Genomic DNA, 15,459 nt, shown 5'->3' with positions numbered 1-15,459 from the left:
AGAGCCGACATGGCTCAACATAGAGGATGGGGCGCTCGAACGGCATGAGCGGTCGTAGCCGTGATCCCAAGGTTCAGTCTCGGCCTCAGGCCAGCGCCCATCGTCAGCAGGCTGGAGCGCCGTGCTCCGACTTCTGTCACAGAAGTCAGGTTTTCGTGTCAAAGGATAGTCCGCTGGATGCCCCGTGAGGATTCGAACCTCAATTAACGGAGTCAGAGTCCGTAGTCTTACCTTTAGACGACGGGGCAACGCGGGCGCTTCCCCTAAGTGGCGACGCTCCCGCTGTCAACCGATTGCGTGTCGCGGCTTGCCGCATCGTCGCACCTGCACTAGCTTGGGTCCAAGCACCGAGCGTGGGCCATTCCGGCCGGCGTGACGGCAGAACCTAAGAGAGTGAGTTGACGGCATGGGGGATCAGTCGCCCAGAATGCCGCATCGGCGGGATGTGTCTCCCGTCCGTCCGGCCCCGAAGGAGGCGCGTGGCAGATGGCCCGAGGCGCGCCATTACGCCGCGCTCGATCTCGGCACTAACAATTGCCGGCTGTTGATCGTGCGGCCGCAGGGTAGCGGCTTCGCGGTGGTGGATGCGTTTTCGCGTATCGTCCGGCTGGGGGAGGGTCTCGCCTCGTCGGGTCGGTTGAGCGATGCCGCGATCGACCGTACCGTCGCCGCGCTGAAGATCTGCGCCGACAAGCTGCGGCGCCGCAACGTCGCGCTGTCCCGCGCGGTGGCGACCGAGGCGTGCCGGCGCGCGGCGAACGGCGCGGACTTCATCGCGCGCGCCTATGACGAGACCGGCATCCACCTCGACATCATCACCGCCGAGGAGGAGGCGCGGCTGGCCGTGCTCGGCTGCCACGCGCTGATCGAACCGGGCGAGGGGCCGGCGCTGATCTTCGACATTGGTGGTGGATCGACCGAACTGGTGCTGATCGACACGCGCGGGCCAAACCCGGTCGTACTGGATTGGCACAGCGCACCGTGGGGCGTGGTGTCGCTCACCGAGAGCCTCGGCCACGGCGAGGGCGAGGACGGTCGCGCCGCCGCCTATGCGCGCATGCGCGCGGCGGTGACCGAGAGCTTTGCCGGCTTCGCCAGCCGGCTGCCGCGCAGCGTCGAGCGGCCGCGCCTGCTCGGCACCAGCGGCACGGTGACGACGCTGGCGAGCGTGCACTTGCAACTCTCGCATTACGACCGCGCCGCGATCGACGGGTTGATCGTACCCGCCGCCTCGATGCGCAAGATCAGCAGCGACCTGTCGCGGATGAGCCTTGCCGAGCGCGCGACGCTGCCGTGTATCGGCACCGAGCGTGCCGATCTGGTGGTGGCGGGCTGCGCGATTCTTGAAACCATTCTCGACCTTTGGCCGGCGGAACGGCTCGGCGTTGCCGACCGCGGCATTCGCGAAGGGATTCTACGGCGCCTTATGAACGGACCGGTATTTTGAGTAGAGATGGCGGCGGCCTGCGCACTCGCGTCAAGACAGCGCGCAAACGCACCGCGCAATCGACCCGTTGGCTGGAACGCCAGCTCAACGATCCGTACGTCAAGCGCGCCAAGGCGGAGGGCTATCGCAGCCGCGCCGCGTTCAAGCTGATCGAACTCGACGAGCGCTTCGGCTTTCTGAAAGGTACGCGTCGCGTGGTCGATCTCGGCGTCGCGCCGGGCGGCTGGGCGCAGGTGGTACGGCGGCAGGTGCCGAAGGCGGCGGTGGTCGGTATCGATCTGCTGCCAGTCGATCCACTCGACGGCGTGGTGCTGCTCCAGATGGACTTCATGGACGATGCCGCGCCCGATAAACTCGTCGCGGAACTTGGCGGCGCGCCCGACCTGGTGCTGTCAGACATGGCGGCCAATACCGTCGGTCACCCGCAGACCGACGCGCTGCGCACGATGGCGCTGGTCGAGGCGGCGGTCGCCTTCGCGGTCGACGTGCTGGAACCCGGCGGCGGCTTCGTCGGCAAGGTGTTCGCCGGCGGCGCTGATTCCGCGCTGGTGGCGGAGTTGAAGCGCAACTTCACCAGCGTGAAGCATGCCAAGCCGCCGGCCAGCCGCAAGGCGTCTTCGGAATGGTATGTGGTGGCGCAGGGGTTCAAGGGGCGGGCGCAGGTCGAGGGATGAGGGTGCCGGGGGAGATCGCTTACTGTTGCGGCCACTTTCGCCGACTGCAGTCGCTGTGTTCTACTGTTAAGTTCTCAATCCAGGGAGAGCAGCGATGGCGGTCATAGATTGGGTGTGGGGGCACAAGACCAGAAGTGCTCTTGTTGCAGTCGCGTGCGCTAATGCCGTGTTTGTCTGGTGCCCTCTGGCTGATGCTCCTACATTCTCGTGGCTGAAGCTGGTTACGCCCATTGTAATACTAGCGGTCGCGTTTCGAAGCTGGATAGAATGTCGCGACGGCAGCTAAACACACCTGTCTGAACGTGTCTCCGGCGTCCTCGCTCATCCCGCCAGTTCCAATGCATTGATCGCGGCGTGCACCACGCCTTCCGCCTGTTTGCGCGGCAGCCCCGGCGGCACCGGCTCACCGAAGCGGATCGTCACCACGCCGGGGCGCTTCCAGCCCGTCCGCGGCCACACCCGTCCGCTGTCGAGTGCGATCGGCACCACCGGCAGCTTGAGCATCTGGTACAGGCCGGCGAAACCCGCCTTCAGTGGCGGCTGTTCGCCGGGGCGCACGCGCGTGCCTTCGGGGAAGATCAGGATCGACCGCCCCGCCTCGAGCGCAACCCTCGCCTCACGCAGCATCCGCCGCAGAGCGCTCGCCGACGCCTCGCGATCGACCACGATCACACCGTAGCGCCGCGCGGCCCATCCCCAAACCGGGATCGCCGCCAGCTCCTGCTTCATCACGATCGCGGGTCGTTTCAGCAGGCGGCTGAGTTCGATCGTTTCGTACATCGATTGATGTTTGACGGCATAGAGCACCGGCTCGAACAGGTGCGGATCGCCCTCGACCCGCGTCACGATGCCGAGCAGCACCCGCGTCGCCCAGCCGTGGAACCCGAACCAGCCGCGTGCATAGCGGAGCATCGCACGCTGCCCGAACAGCGCGGCAACCGGCGACAGCAGCACGAACGGCACCGATCCGCCGTAGAAGATCAGCATGAAGGCGAGGTTGCGCGCCACGATCATGCGTCGGCCCCCACCAGCAGGGCGATGCGGCGCACGATCAGTTTGTTATACTCCCCAAGCAACGTCACGAAGCGCGGCTTGCTCGCCACGCCATCGCCCAGCACGGTGATGTCGGCGCCGGTCGCGGCGACCAGCTCCATGCGCGCGCGCGGCAGGTGCCAGTTCGAGGTGACCAGCCGCACGGTGTGATAGCCATGCTCACGCAGCCAGCCGGCGGTTTCCTCCGCGTTCGAGCGCGTATCGACCGCCTCGTGGCCAAGATCGACGCAGCACGCCATCAGCGCGGACGACACGTGGTACTCCGCCGCCAGCTCCCCCGGGGTCACCTCCGGCGCGACGCCGGACACCAGCATGCGTTTGGCGGCATGGCGCTGGAGCAGTGCGAGCCCGCGGTCGATCCGCCCCGCGCCGCCGGTCGGCACGACGATCGCGTCGGTGTGCCGGTCGTCGAGCGGCTTTGGCATCATGGTCAGGAACACGCCGAACCCGCCGACCCACAGCACCACGAGTAAGCCGACGAGCTTGCGGATCACAGGATTTTCCTCAACGCGCCCATCACCGCATATCGCGCGGCGACGGTGGCGAGCAGCGCAAACGCGAACGGTAACATGGCCAGCAGCGCCCAGTCGCGCTGGCCGAGCGTCAGACCGTCGAGCAGGTCGGAGCCGAGCGTCGCCAGCCGCGCGCCCATCGCCGCCGCCACGAGTCCCGCCAGCACCGTGCCCGCCGCCCCGCCGATCAGCGTGTCGAGCGCGATGCGGCGCTGAAACAACCGCGCGAGCTGCACGTCGGTCGAGCCGAGCATGTGCAGCACCTCGATCGTCTCGCGGTGCGTCTCCAGGCTCGCGCGGGTGGCGAGGATCACCACCGCCGCCGTCGCCGCCGCGATCAGCGCGACGAGGCCGGCGGTCAGCCATGTCACCAGCCGCATGAAGCTGCTGACCGGCGACATCCAGCTCTCGTGCCGGTCGACCCGCGCGGACGGGGCGGCACGCATTACCGCAGCCTGCACCGCCGCCACCGCCGCGCTGGTCCCGGAGGCAAGATCGACGTCGATCATCGCCGGGATCGGCAGTTCGGGATCGGCGCCGTCCGCGCCCAGCCACGGCCGCAGCAACCGCGCGAGCCGGTCGCGATCCACTTCCACCGCGTCGCGCACGAAAGGCATGCCGCGCAACGCGGCAATGGTGGCGGCGGTCTGCGCGGTGCGTAGCGGGGCGGACGGCTCGACGATCTGCACGGTCAGCCGCCCGACCAACTGGCGGTCGAGCAGCGTCGTCGCGGTCAAGGTGGCGAGGCCGAGCGCAGCGGCGAGTGCGGTCAGGAACAGCATGATCGCCATGATCCACATCATCGCGCGTGTGCCGCGCCGCTCGTCGAGCAGGCGGCGATCGGCGGCGGCGGTGACGAAACCGATCTTCATGCGCCTTCCCCGGTAGGCGGGAAGCGCAGTGAGCCGGTCGGATCTAGCAGCCGCCCCTTGTCGAGCCGCATCATCCGCGCATCGGGAATGCGCCCAAGCAGGTGGAAGTCGTGCGTCGCCACCACCACGGTCGTGCCGAGCCGGTTGAGGGAATCGAACAGGTGCAGCAACCGCTCGGCCATGTCGGGATCGACGTTGCCGGTCGGCTCGTCCGCGACGAGGATCTCCGGCCGGCCGATCACCGCGCGCGCGATCGCGACGCGCTGCTGCTCTCCGCCCGACAGCGTCGGCGGTTTCGCTTCGATGCGCTGATCCAGCCCGACCCAGGCCAGCATCTCGCGCACCGGCGCGTCGATGTCGCTCTCCGCCACGCCCGACACGCGTAAGGGGAGCGCGATATTATCATACGCCGACAGGTGCGGCACCAGTCGGAAATCCTGGAACACCACGCCGATCCGCCGCCGGAAGCCGGGGATGCGCGCGCGCGGCAACGTCACCGCATCCTCGCCGAACATGCGAATGCCGCCGCGCGTCGGGCGTTGTGCGAGATACAGCAGCTTCAGCAGCGAGGTCTTGCCCGCGCCGCTCGCGCCGGTGAGGAAGTAGAACGCACCGCTCGACAGCGTGAAGCTCACGTCGGACAGCGTCTCGGCGCCCCCGCCGTAACGCAGGCCTACATTCTCGAACTGGACGATATTCGCCATGCTTTCGGCGCTTGCCGCTCGCTTAATTGCCGTACCCCGACGAAACCCATCGCACGATCGCACGCGATCCTTCAAGCGGTGCTGCTCGAAAGACTTGCCACCGCGCCGAACCGATGCTTAGATTCCGGGGCGAGGCTGTGGGTGGCCGGCTGCCTTTAGACTGCGTAACCAACATGATCCTCGAATGTCCCGAATGTCGTAACCGCTATCTCGTTCCCGATGCCGCGATCGGTGTCGACGGGCGCACGGTCCGTTGCGCCAATTGCCGCCATAGCTGGTTCCAGACCGGCGTCGAACCGGAAGAGGACGTGCAGGAGCCGGTCGCGGCGCCCGCGCCGGCGGAGTCCGCGCTTCAGCAGATGGCGACGGCCGAGCCTGCACAGCCGCGGGTTTATGAGGACGCCAGCTACACGGCGCCCGATTACGACGCCTTCGCGCACCGGCCACCGTTCAAACCACGTCGCAACCCGGCGAAGCGTTGGACCATGGCGGCGATCGCGGCCGGGCTGGTGATGCTGATCGCGGCTGCCGGCGTATTGTATTCTGGCGCGCCCGGGCTTGCCGCGAAGATCGGCCTGCCGATCGGGCCGGGCGAGACGCCGCTCAAGATCGTCAGCAAACCGATCGACCATCACGATCTCGACAATGGCAGCGAGATCTTCGCGATCAGCGGCAACGTCCTCAACCCGACCGATTCGCGCCAGCAGGTGCCGGACATCCGCGCCGAGCTGCGCGATGAGCAGGGCCGGCTGGTCTATAGCTGGACGATCCGCCCCGACGCGATGATGCTCGCCCCGCACGGTCAGGTCGGCTTTAACAGCGCGAAGCTCGACGTGCCGGTCAACGCCAAGAAGCTGGTGCTGAGCTTCTCGGGCGATGAGCGGGACTGACGAAAGCGCATAATCTGCGAAACCCGCAGATTGTAGATTGCCAGCCGGAAAACGCCCTGCTAGTGGCGCTCGCCTGCCAGCCACCGGGGCCTCCCCGGTGTATCACGTGCGGTCGTGGCGGAACTGGTAGACGCGCAACGTTGAGGTCGTTGTGGCCGAAAGGCCGTGGAAGTTCGAGTCTTCTCGACCGCACCACTCTCCCGGATCGGCGCGTGCCCAAGCGGCACGCGCCGCCGGAGCAGACCTGATCCTGAAGCGACCGATCCACCCCTGCGGGCAAAATCGCCAGCAATGCGCGGCGCATCTTTCGCTTTTGCGCGAAATCCCCTATATAGGCTGGTCTGAAACATCAGGAGCAATACCCATACGTCCTCCCATGATCCGGCGCCCACAGGGCGCGCCGATGCCGATGAACGGCCCGCGCTTCAATGAATTCATCCAGTCGCCCAAGGTCCGCGTGATCGATCAGGACGGCGAGAATCTGGGTGTGATGTACACGCGCGAGGCGTTCGAGCAGGCACAGGCCGTCGGGCTCGACCTTGTTGAAGTGTCGCCCAACGCCGATCCGCCCGTCGCGAAGTTCCTCGACGTGGGCAAGTTCAAGTACGAGGCGCAGAAGAAGGCCAACCTCGCGCGCAAGTCGCAGAAGACGCAGGAGATCAAGGAGATCAAGATGCGTCCGAACATCGACGACCACGACTATGACACCAAGATGAAGAAGATCATCGAATTCATCGGTGAAGGCGACAAGGTCAAGGTGACGTTGCGCTTCCGTGGTCGCGAGCTTTCGCACGGACAGCTTGGTATGCAACTGCTCCAGCGCGTGCAGGCCGACGCGGCCGAGACCGCCAAGGTCGAAGCCTATCCACGTATGGAAGGCCGTCAGATGCTGATGGTGCTTTCGCCGAAGTGACGCGTAACGCCCGGCTGCGCTCGCGTTGCGCGCCGGGCTAAGCTTCTCTCACCTGAGCGTCGGCATGGCATCGCCTGTCGTAGAGCGCCAGGAGACGACAGGGTCCTTTATCAGAGCTGAGCGACTCGCCCTTTGCAGGTTCGGACAGCGTGTTGCTGTGACACGATCAGATCCGCACCGCTCTGCGGCGATGCGGATTTGATCGTTTGGTGCTTATTCTGCGATTATCAACAGACAGTCACCGCCTTTAAGCTGGCTTCCGAGACAGCTTTCGGTCGCATCGGAGATAATCCAGAAACAACCGTAGCCATACCGTTGCCGTTGCATCGGCCGCATTTGCGATGCGCTAAGGCTTGTCAGGCGTCGTCGCGCGCGTGCTTGAGCGCGTCGATGCGTTGCGATGCCTCTGCCTTGGTCAGATCCTCTGCCGGCGGTTCCTCGCCGACTTCTTCGCTGAGCGTCGTGAGGTAACTGGCCTGCGCGCCCGTCATCGGCTCACCGCCGGACACCCAGTTCGCCGGGTCCTTCTCGGCATTCGAGCCGGGGTGTTCATCGAGCTTCGGGTTATGGACTTGATCGGTCATGATGTGCCTCGCATGTTCGTTATCTGTTCCAACGCGGCGCGATGCCCGACGGTTCCCAACAATCACACACCAAGCCAGCAGAGCCCGTTGGGCAAATCCTCCGCCGCAAAATCGATCTGGAGGACGCGCCGCCGCCCGATGTGCTCTGCCACGGCCGAGGCATGAACGATCGGCGTGGCGTAGAGCCACACGTCACCAGCTTCGGCGAGGCACGCGACGCTGCCATGATCGCGCACCACCGCGGCAATGCGATCCTCGGCAATGCGGCCGAGCCGGTGTGAGCCGGGCACGACAAGCAACGGCGCGTTGTAGGCGGGTACGGCATCGAGGTGGACACGCATCGTCAGCATCGCCGCGTGAAGCTCGGGTGGCGGCGCGACGTGGATCAGCCCGCGTTTGATCGACCACGGACCGTAACCAGCCGTTTCGATCCGCTCGCGTACGACGATGACGCGGTCCTGATGCCAGCCGAGCGCCCAGTTCGTAGTCAGCGTCTTGTCGAACAGAAGCGCGCGGACCGGTCGCGAGGCAGCGCCGAGATGCGCGGCGGCAAGGCGACCAAGCGGCGCATCAACCGCAAGCAACGCGGAGAGTGAGGGCGTTCCATGAAGCCGGCTGCCGGCGCGCTCGGCAGGTAGCACGTCGGCCAGTGCCTTTAAAGCGGGCAAGATCCCCCGCGCCGCGCCTTGCAGACATTCGGCACCGTGCTGCCGCAATGCCAACGCACCCGGTACAGGCATCATGTCCGATCGCGCGGCATCAATTCAGCACCACGTCACGCGGCACGCCCGCTTTGTTCGTACACGGCGTTTGGAACAGCCCAGCGATCTACAGTTTCGAGGTCAGTTCCGGCAGGATCGTGAACAGATCGCCGACCAGCCCGACATCGGCGACCTGAAAGATCGGCGCATCCTCGTCCTTGTTGATGGCGATAATGACTTTCGAGTCCTTCATGCCGGCGAGATGCTGGATCGCGCCGGAGATGCCGATCGCGATATACACTTCGGGCGCCACGATCTTGCCGGTCTGACCGACCTGATAGTCGTTCGGCACATAGCCCGCATCGACCGCGGCGCGGCTGGCGCCGACGCCGGCGCCGAGTTTGTCGGCGAGCGGCTCGATCAACTGGGTGAAGTTCTCTCCGCTCTGGAGCGCACGTCCGCCCGAAACGATGATCTTCGCGGAGGTCAGTTCCGGCCGCGCCGACGTGGCGATCTCGCTGCCGGCATAGCGCGACACACCCGCGTCGGCCGCGCCGGAAACCGGCTCGGTCGTGGCCGATCCACCCTCGGCAGCAGCCTTCTCGAACGCGGTGCCGCGTACCGACAGCACCAGCTTGGCGTCCTTGGTCTGGACGGTCGCGATCGCGTTGCCTGCGTAGATCGGCCGCGTGAACGTATCCGCGCCCTCTACCGAGAGGATATCGGAGATCATCGCCACGTCGAGCAATGCCGCCACGCGCGGTGCGATGTTCTTGCCGTTGGTGGTGCCGGGCACCAGGAACGCGTCATAGTCCGCCATCGCGCTGGCGACGAGTGGCGCGACGTTCTCGGCCAGCATGTGCGCGAGAGCGGCATCGTCGGCGACCAGCACCTTGGTCGCGCCGGCGATCTTCGCGGCGGCCTCGGCCACGCCGCTCACGTTTTCGCCCACCACCAGCAACGTCACATCGCCAAGCTTTGCAGCGGCGGTCACGGTCGGCAGCGTGGCATCCTTGATGGCGTGGCCGTCATGCTCGACCAGAACAAGCGTCTTCATTTCTCGACCTTTCCCGGGGTTCGCACCCTCAAAACCGTTCGGGCGAGGCCTGTCTCGGCCCGAACCCGCAAGGCAACTGCGTGATCGCGTCAGCCTAGGACGCCGAGCACCTTCAACTTGTCGACCAACTCATCGACCGAGGCGACCTTGACGCCGGCCGAACGCTTCGACGGCTCCTCGACCTTCAGCGTGGTCAGGCGCGGCGCGACGTCGACGCCGTAATCAGCCGCGGTCTTGGTCGCGAGCGGCTTCGCCTTGGCCTTCATGATATTGGGCAGCGAGGCGTAGCGCGGTTCGTTGAGGCGCAGGTCGGTCGTCACGATCGCCGGCAGCGTCAGCGTCTCGGTCTCGGCGCCACCGTCGACCTCACGCGTCACCGTCACGGCGCCGTCCGCCACCTCGACCTTGGAGGCGAACGTGCCCTGACCCCAGCCGGTCAGCGCAGCAAGCATCTGCCCGGTCTGGTTGTTGTCGTCGTCGATCGCCTGCTTGCCGAGAATCACCAGCGAAGGCTGTTCCTCGTCCGCAATCGCCTTGAGCAGCTTGGCCACGCCGAGCGGCTCGACCTTGGTGTCGCTGGTGACCAGGATCGCGCGGTCGGCACCCATCGCCAGCGCGGTACGCAGCGTGTCCTGCGCCTTTGGCTCGCCGATCGAGACCACGACGATCTCGGTGACGACGCCCTTTTCCTTGAGGCGGATCGCCTCTTCGACGGCGATCTCGTCGAACGGGTTCATGCTCATCTTGACGTTGGCAAGATCGACGCCCGTTCCATCCGCCTTCACGCGGGGCTTCACGTTATAGTCAAGCACACGCTTGACCGGCACCAGCACCTTCATGCGGCTGTCCTCTCAAAATTCGTCGCGACCATTGTCGTCATCTGGCGACCATCGCTGAAAACGCAACCGGCCGGCAACGGGAAAGTTGCCGGCCGGACGCTTACACTTCCAAACAAAACGCCGCGGCGTCGGTTCAGGCGGCCTTCTGAACCTCGGCAACGATCTTCTTGGCGGCGTCGCCGAGATCGTTGGCGGGAACGATGGCGAGACCCGAATTGGCCAGGATGTCCTTGCCCTGCTGCACGTTGGTGCCTTCCAGGCGGACTACCAGCGGCACCGACAGGTTCACTTCCTTGGCAGCGGCGACGATGCCCTCGGCGATGATGTCGCACTTCATGATGCCGCCGAAGATGTTGACGAGGATGCCCTTCACGTTCGGATCGGCAAGGATGATCTTGAACGCGGCGGTGACCTTCTCCTTGTTGGCGCCACCGCCGACGTCGAGGAAGTTCGCCGGGAACATGCCGTTCAGCTTGATGATGTCCATCGTCGCCATGGCAAGGCCCGCGCCGTTGACCATGCAGCCGATATCACCGTCGAGCTTGATGTAGGCGAGGTCGTACTTCGACGCTTCCAGCTCGGCGGGATCTTCCTCGGTTTCGTCGCGCAGTTCCATCAGATCCTTGTGGCGGAACATGGCGTTGCCATCGAACGCGACCTTGGCGTCGAGCACCAGCAACTGGCCCTGCTTGGTGACGGCGAGCGGGTTGATCTCGATCTGCTCGGCATCGGTGCCGAGGAACGCCGCGTACAGCTTGGCGGCGGTCGAGGCGGCCTGCTTGGCGAGATCGCCGGTCAGGCCGAGCGCGCCGGCAACCGCACGCCCGTGATGCGGCATGAAGCCGGTCGCGGTGTCGATGTCGATCGCGTGGATCTTCTCAGGCGTGTCGTGCGCGACGGTTTCGATGTCCATGCCGCCCTCGGTCGAAACAACCATCGACACCCGGCCAGTCGCGCGGTTGACGAGCAGCGCGAGATAGAACTCCTTGTCGATGTCGGCGCCGTCGGTGATGTACAGGCGGTTGACCTGCTTGCCATGCTCGCCGGTCTGGATCGTCACCAGCGTGTTGCCGAGCATATCGGTGGCGTGTGCACGAACCTCTTCCTCGTTCCAGGCGAGGCGGACGCCGCCCTTCGCATCGGGGCCGAGTTCCTTGAACTTGCCCTTGCCGCGACCACCGGCATGGATCTGCGACTTAACCACATAGAGCGGCCCAGGCAGCTTCTTCGAGGCTTCGACAGCCTCCTCTACGGTCATCGCCGCGTAGCCTGCGGGGACGGGCACGCCAAACTTCGCGAGCAGTTCCTTGGCCTGATATTCGTGAATGTTCATGTTGGCGCGCCTTTCGACTTGCGGGAATTGCTCTGCCTAAAGCACAGCCGGGCGCGTGAATCCACCCCCGCAGCACCAAGCGGGCAGATCGTACCCAGCACTATTGCAGTTGCGAAGCGTTATCAGCGCAGGCCAAGCGCGCAGAGCGCCGCTGCGGTGGTCGTCACGTCGACGATCCTGGGATCGTTCAAGGACCGCAATCGGTGCAGCAGTTCGTCTACCCCGCGCGCGTGACCAGCCTTCCCGATCTCGGCGAGTTTGCGCATTTGCGTCAGCGACAAGCGATCCGACATACGCGTCGCCATGCAATTGGCGATCGATGGTGGCACGCCTTCCCGGAGCAAACCGGCGCGGAGCTGCTGCTCGGGTGATGAACAGCCGGCCAGCGCGGCGAGAACAAGGAACGGGATGAAGCGTCGCGTCTTGGCCATGACCGCGCTATACGCGGTGTCATGTCGCGGATGCACGCCCTTTTGCGCTTTGCCGCGACGCCGGTGGGAGCGGATTTAGGCGCCTATGCCGCCCACCGCGAGCCTCTTGACCGTGACTGGTGTCGCTGCGCGCGGCAGCCGGAAAAATCAAAGGTCGAACGCAAGCGCTGCCCCCCTGCCGGCGTGCGCGCGCCGCGGTGAGCGATCCGCTGCTGTTCTACGCGGTGGCGGTGCCGGCGGTGATCCTGCTCGGCCTCTCCAAAGGCGGCTTTGCGGGACTGGGCGCGCTGTCTTTGCCGGTCCTGGCGATGATCATATCGCCGGTGCGCGCGGCGGCGATCCTGCTGCCGATCCTCATCGTGCAGGACGTAGTGAGCGTGTGGGCGTTCCGGCGGAGCTGGGACGGCTATGTACTGGCGTGGATGCTGCCCGGCGCGGTGATCGGCATCGCGCTCGCCTATCTGTTCGCGGCGCATGTCGATGCGGATGCGGTGCTCGGGCTGGTGGGCGCGATCTCGATCGTGTTCGGTCTGTACCGGCTGTGGCTGGCGCGGCGCGGCGGCGCGGTTGCCGCGGCCAGCTCCCCCGGCTGGGTCGGCACGCTGGCCGGTGTCGTCTCAGGCTTCACCAGCCAGATCGCGCACGCCGGGCAGCCGCCGTTTCAGATGTGGGTGTTGCCGCGCCGACTGACGCGCGATGTGCTGGTCGGTACCACCGCGATCTTTTTTGCCGCGACCAATTGGCTCAAGGTGCCGGCCTACTGGGCGCTCGGCCAGTTCACGCGCGACACGCTCACGGTCGCGGCGCTGCTGATGCCGGTGGCGATCGCGTCGACGTTCGCCGGCGTGTGGCTGGTGCGGCGGGTGTCGCCGGAGCGGTTCTACACCGCGATCTACGTGCTGATGATCGCGGTGGGCATGAAACTGGTGTGGGACGCGGTCGTCTGACGATCAGTCGAACAGCGACGATACCGAGCTTTCATCCGCGATCCGCTTGATCGCTTCGCCGACCAGCGGTGCGATCGTCAGGTGGCGGACGCGCTTGGCGGCTGTGATCGCCTCCAGCGCGCCGATCGAGTCGGTAATCACCAGTTCCTCAAGCTCCGACGCCTCGACCCGCGCGACCGCGCCGCCCGACAGCACGCCGTGGGTGACATAGGCGACTACGCCCGCCGCGCCCGCTTCCTTCAGCGCGGCGGCAGCGTTGCACAAGGTGCCGGCGGAATCGACGATATCGTCGATCAGGATGCAGAACCGGCCTTCGACATCGCCGATGATGTTCATCACCTCCGATTCGCCCGCGCGCTCGCGCCGTTTGTCGACGATCGCGAGCGGAGCATTGTCGAGTCGCTTGGCAAGCGCCCGCGCCCGCACCACGCCACCGACATCCGGCGACACAACCATCAGGTTTTCCGAGCCGAACCGCGTCTCGATATCGAGCGACATCACCGGCGCGGCGAACAGGTTATCCGTCGGGATGTCGAAGAAACCCTGGATCTGCCCGGCATGGAGATCGACCGACAACACCCGGTTCGCGCCCGCCACGGTGATGAGGTTCGCCACCAGCTTGGCCGAAATCGGCGTACGCGGCCCGGGTTTGCGATCCTGCCGGGCATAGCCGAAATACGGGACGACGGCGGTGATCCGCTTGGCCGAGGCGCGTTTCAGCGCGTCGATGCAGATCAGCAGTTCCATCAGATTGTCGTTGGCCGGGTAGCCGGTCGACTGGATCACGAACACATCCTCGCCGCGCACGTTCTCCTGGATCTCGACGAACACCTCCTCATCGGCGAAGCGCCGCACGCTCGCCTGCGTCAGCGGCGTGTCGAGATAGGCGGCGATGTCGCGCGCCAGCGGCAGATTGGAATTGCCGGTGAGGAGTTTCATGAAGTGCAGCCCCTTACGCGCGGTGTTTCGCGGCTCCTTTAGGGGGGTGGATGGGCTGGGGGAAGGGTGCGCGTGGCCCGATTGTGACGCCGGGCGTCATAATCGCGGGGTCGTTGCCGCGGCTTGCCGATCTACGGATGCTTGGCCTAGGCGCTTGGGTCATGACCATCCGCACGCGCTTCGCCCCTTCACCGACCGGCCTGCTCCACGTCGGCAACATCCGCACTGCGCTTCACAACTGGCTGTGGGCGGCCAAACATGGCGGCGAGTTCTGGCTGCGGATCGACGACACCGATCCCGAACGCAGCGAGGAGCGCTTTGTCGATGCGATCCGCGCCGATCTCGGCTGGCTCGGGCTGAACCCGCACGGGCAGGAACGCCAGTCGGAACGGTTCGCTCTGTACGAGGCGCGCTTCGAAGCGCTCAAGACCGCCGGCCGCGTCTATCCCGCTTACGAGACCCAGGCCGAGCTTGACCTGAAGCGCAAGATCGCCGCCGGGCGCAACCTGCCGCCGCTGTACGACCGCGCCGCGCTGGCGCTGAGCGACGCTGATCGCGCGCGGCTGGAAAGCGAAGGCATCGCCCCCCACTGGCGCTTCAAGCTCGATCACGAAACGCCGATCGAGTGGGACGATCTGATTCGCGGGCCGCAGCGGTTCGATGCGAAGACGATGAGCGATCCCGTCATCCGGCGCGCCGACGGATCGTGGCTGTATATGCTGCCGTCCGCGATCGACGATGCCGAGATGGGCATCACACATGTGGTGCGCGGTGAGGATCACGTCTCGAACACCGCGTTGCAATTGCAGATGTTCGACGCGATGGGCGCGGCCCCGCCCGCCTTCGCGCACGAGGCGCTGTTGACCGGCAGCGAGGGCAAGCTGTCCAAGCGGCTCGGCAGCCTCGGCGTCGAGCATTTCCGGGACAGCGGCATCGAGCCCGAGGCGGTACGTGCGCTGCTTGCGCGGATCGGCACCAGTGACTCGGTAGAACCGGTCGTGGAGGTCGCCACCCTGATCGAGGGGTTCGATTTCAGCCGCTTCGGCCGCGCGCCAGCGCGCTTCGACGAGGCGGAACTGGCGACGCTGAACGCGCGCATCGTGCATCAACTCGACTTCGCGCGTGTTGCGTCGCGCCTGCCGGACGGCATGGGCGCGGCCGAGTGGGCGGCGGTGCGCCCAAACCTGACCCGTATCGACGAGGCGGGCGAATGGTGGCGCGTGATCGAAGGCCCGATCACCGCCGACCGCGACCCCGCCGATGCGGACTTCCTCGCTGCCGCGGCGCGGATCGCCGCGTCGCTCGACTGGCCGGCCGAACCCTGGGGCGCGCTCACCGCGCAATTGAAGGCGGAGACCGGGCGCAGCGGCAAGGCGCTGTTCCTGCCGCTACGCCGCGCGCTGACGGGCTTGGATCACGGCCCCGACATGAAGGCGCTGCTGCCGCTGATCGGCCAGACCCGCACCGTGCAGCGATTTTCTTGAGGATATAACATTACGCTTGCTAAAGATGTGACGATGTAACATCCTCTCCATTGCCGTCGAACCGGGCGGCACGACTCCA

Annotated in this window: 17 protein-coding genes and 2 tRNA genes; 7 read left to right on the top strand and 12 right to left on the bottom strand. The window is 65.9% G+C overall.

What is annotated here, in order from left to right:
- Positions 1 to 174 precede the first annotated feature (174 nt).
- A tRNA-Gln gene (locus OXR00_RS14450) sits at positions 175 to 248 on the bottom strand.
- Positions 249 to 427: 179 nt separating this feature from the next.
- Between OXR00_RS14450 and OXR00_RS14445 the strand changes: the two genes are divergently transcribed.
- Entirely contained in the window at positions 428 to 1,447 is a 1,020-nt protein-coding gene (locus OXR00_RS14445; RefSeq protein ID WP_267388966.1) for a Ppx/GppA phosphatase family protein, read from the top strand.
- Positions 1,444 to 2,121 (top strand): RlmE family RNA methyltransferase, encoded by a 678-nt coding sequence (locus OXR00_RS14440; RefSeq protein ID WP_242148227.1) that lies wholly within the window; start codon positions 1,444 to 1,446, stop codon positions 2,119 to 2,121. Before OXR00_RS14445 ends, OXR00_RS14440 begins: the two co-directional genes overlap by 4 nt.
- Before the next feature lie 321 nt (positions 2,122 to 2,442).
- On the opposite strand, the gene OXR00_RS14435 is transcribed toward OXR00_RS14440, so the two are convergent.
- Genes OXR00_RS14435 through ftsE form a run of 4 tightly spaced genes read right to left on the bottom strand, consistent with a single transcriptional unit; the run spans position 2,443 to position 5,262 of the window.
- The gene (locus OXR00_RS14435; RefSeq protein WP_267388965.1) at positions 2,443 to 3,135 is read right to left on the bottom strand and encodes a lysophospholipid acyltransferase family protein; all 693 of its coding nucleotides are present in this window, start codon (positions 3,133 to 3,135) and stop codon (positions 2,443 to 2,445) included.
- Positions 3,132 to 3,668: a YdcF family protein gene (locus OXR00_RS14430; protein WP_267388964.1), complete on the bottom strand. Its 537-nt coding sequence runs from the start codon at positions 3,666 to 3,668 to the stop codon at positions 3,132 to 3,134. The genes OXR00_RS14435 and OXR00_RS14430 overlap by 4 nt, the downstream gene beginning before the upstream one ends.
- Entirely contained in the window at positions 3,665 to 4,558 is an 894-nt protein-coding gene (locus OXR00_RS14425; protein WP_267388963.1) for an FtsX-like permease family protein, read from the bottom strand. The genes OXR00_RS14430 and OXR00_RS14425 overlap by 4 nt, the downstream gene beginning before the upstream one ends.
- Positions 4,555 to 5,262: a cell division ATP-binding protein FtsE gene (gene ftsE / locus OXR00_RS14420; RefSeq protein WP_242148220.1), complete on the bottom strand. Its 708-nt coding sequence runs from the start codon at positions 5,260 to 5,262 to the stop codon at positions 4,555 to 4,557. Before ftsE ends, OXR00_RS14425 begins: the two co-directional genes overlap by 4 nt.
- Before the next feature lie 173 nt (positions 5,263 to 5,435).
- Here ftsE and OXR00_RS14415 point away from each other — a divergent pair, with 173 nt between their 5' ends.
- The 3 genes from OXR00_RS14415 (at position 5,436) to infC (ending at position 7,065) form a co-directional block, all read left to right on the top strand.
- Positions 5,436 to 6,152, top strand: coding sequence for an MJ0042-type zinc finger domain-containing protein (locus OXR00_RS14415; protein WP_242148218.1), 717 nt, complete (start codon positions 5,436 to 5,438; stop codon positions 6,150 to 6,152).
- Positions 6,153 to 6,260: 108 nt separating this feature from the next.
- Positions 6,261 to 6,347 (top strand) — tRNA-Leu (locus tag OXR00_RS14410).
- Positions 6,348 to 6,528: 181 nt separating this feature from the next.
- A complete protein-coding gene (infC, locus tag OXR00_RS14405; protein ID WP_069204113.1) occupies positions 6,529 to 7,065 on the top strand; it encodes a translation initiation factor IF-3 in 537 nt (178 codons plus the stop codon).
- Between the two features lie 356 nt (positions 7,066 to 7,421).
- On the opposite strand, the gene OXR00_RS14400 is transcribed toward infC, so the two are convergent.
- The 6 genes from OXR00_RS14400 to OXR00_RS14375 form a co-directional block, all read right to left on the bottom strand.
- Complete coding sequence (locus OXR00_RS14400; RefSeq protein WP_242148216.1) at positions 7,422 to 7,649, bottom strand: DUF3072 domain-containing protein; 228 nt, start codon at positions 7,647 to 7,649, stop codon at positions 7,422 to 7,424.
- A gap of 62 nt (positions 7,650 to 7,711) precedes the next feature.
- Positions 7,712 to 8,392, bottom strand: coding sequence for a phytanoyl-CoA dioxygenase family protein (locus tag OXR00_RS14395; RefSeq protein WP_267388962.1), 681 nt, complete (start codon positions 8,390 to 8,392; stop codon positions 7,712 to 7,714).
- An 85-nt stretch (positions 8,393 to 8,477) separates the two neighbouring features.
- Entirely contained in the window at positions 8,478 to 9,407 is a 930-nt protein-coding gene (locus OXR00_RS14390) for an electron transfer flavoprotein subunit alpha/FixB family protein (protein ID WP_267388961.1), read from the bottom strand.
- A gap of 89 nt (positions 9,408 to 9,496) precedes the next feature.
- On the bottom strand, positions 9,497 to 10,246 hold the full coding sequence (locus tag OXR00_RS14385) for an electron transfer flavoprotein subunit beta/FixA family protein (protein ID WP_267388960.1): 750 nt from the start codon (positions 10,244 to 10,246) through the stop codon (positions 9,497 to 9,499).
- A 133-nt stretch (positions 10,247 to 10,379) separates the two neighbouring features.
- Positions 10,380 to 11,579 carry an ADP-forming succinate--CoA ligase subunit beta gene (gene sucC, locus OXR00_RS14380; protein WP_267388959.1) on the bottom strand — a complete coding sequence of 400 codons (1,200 nt, stop codon included), beginning with the start codon at positions 11,577 to 11,579 and terminating at the stop codon, positions 10,380 to 10,382.
- A 122-nt stretch (positions 11,580 to 11,701) separates the two neighbouring features.
- Positions 11,702 to 12,010 carry a hypothetical protein gene (locus OXR00_RS14375; RefSeq protein WP_267388958.1) on the bottom strand — a complete coding sequence of 103 codons (309 nt, stop codon included), beginning with the start codon at positions 12,008 to 12,010 and terminating at the stop codon, positions 11,702 to 11,704.
- Positions 12,011 to 12,207: 197 nt separating this feature from the next.
- Between OXR00_RS14375 and OXR00_RS14370 the strand changes: the two genes are divergently transcribed.
- Positions 12,208 to 12,957 carry a sulfite exporter TauE/SafE family protein gene (locus tag OXR00_RS14370; RefSeq protein ID WP_267388957.1) on the top strand — a complete coding sequence of 250 codons (750 nt, stop codon included), beginning with the start codon at positions 12,208 to 12,210 and terminating at the stop codon, positions 12,955 to 12,957.
- A gap of 3 nt (positions 12,958 to 12,960) precedes the next feature.
- On the opposite strand, the gene OXR00_RS14365 is transcribed toward OXR00_RS14370, so the two are convergent.
- Positions 12,961 to 13,896, bottom strand: a complete 936-nt coding sequence (locus OXR00_RS14365; protein ID WP_242148204.1) for a ribose-phosphate pyrophosphokinase — start codon at positions 13,894 to 13,896, stop codon at positions 12,961 to 12,963.
- Positions 13,897 to 14,057: 161 nt separating this feature from the next.
- On the opposite strand from OXR00_RS14365, the gene OXR00_RS14360 reads away from it, so the two are divergent.
- Complete coding sequence (locus tag OXR00_RS14360; RefSeq protein ID WP_267388956.1) at positions 14,058 to 15,380, top strand: glutamate--tRNA ligase; 1,323 nt, start codon at positions 14,058 to 14,060, stop codon at positions 15,378 to 15,380.
- Positions 15,381 to 15,459: the final 79 nt, after the last annotated feature.

This window comes from Sphingomonas sp. GC_Shp_3, from assembly GCF_026540945.1.
Lineage (GTDB): Bacteria > Pseudomonadota > Alphaproteobacteria > Sphingomonadales > Sphingomonadaceae > Sphingomonas.
Note: the sequence above shows the minus strand (reverse complement) of the source record. Positions and strands in the feature narration are given on the sequence as shown.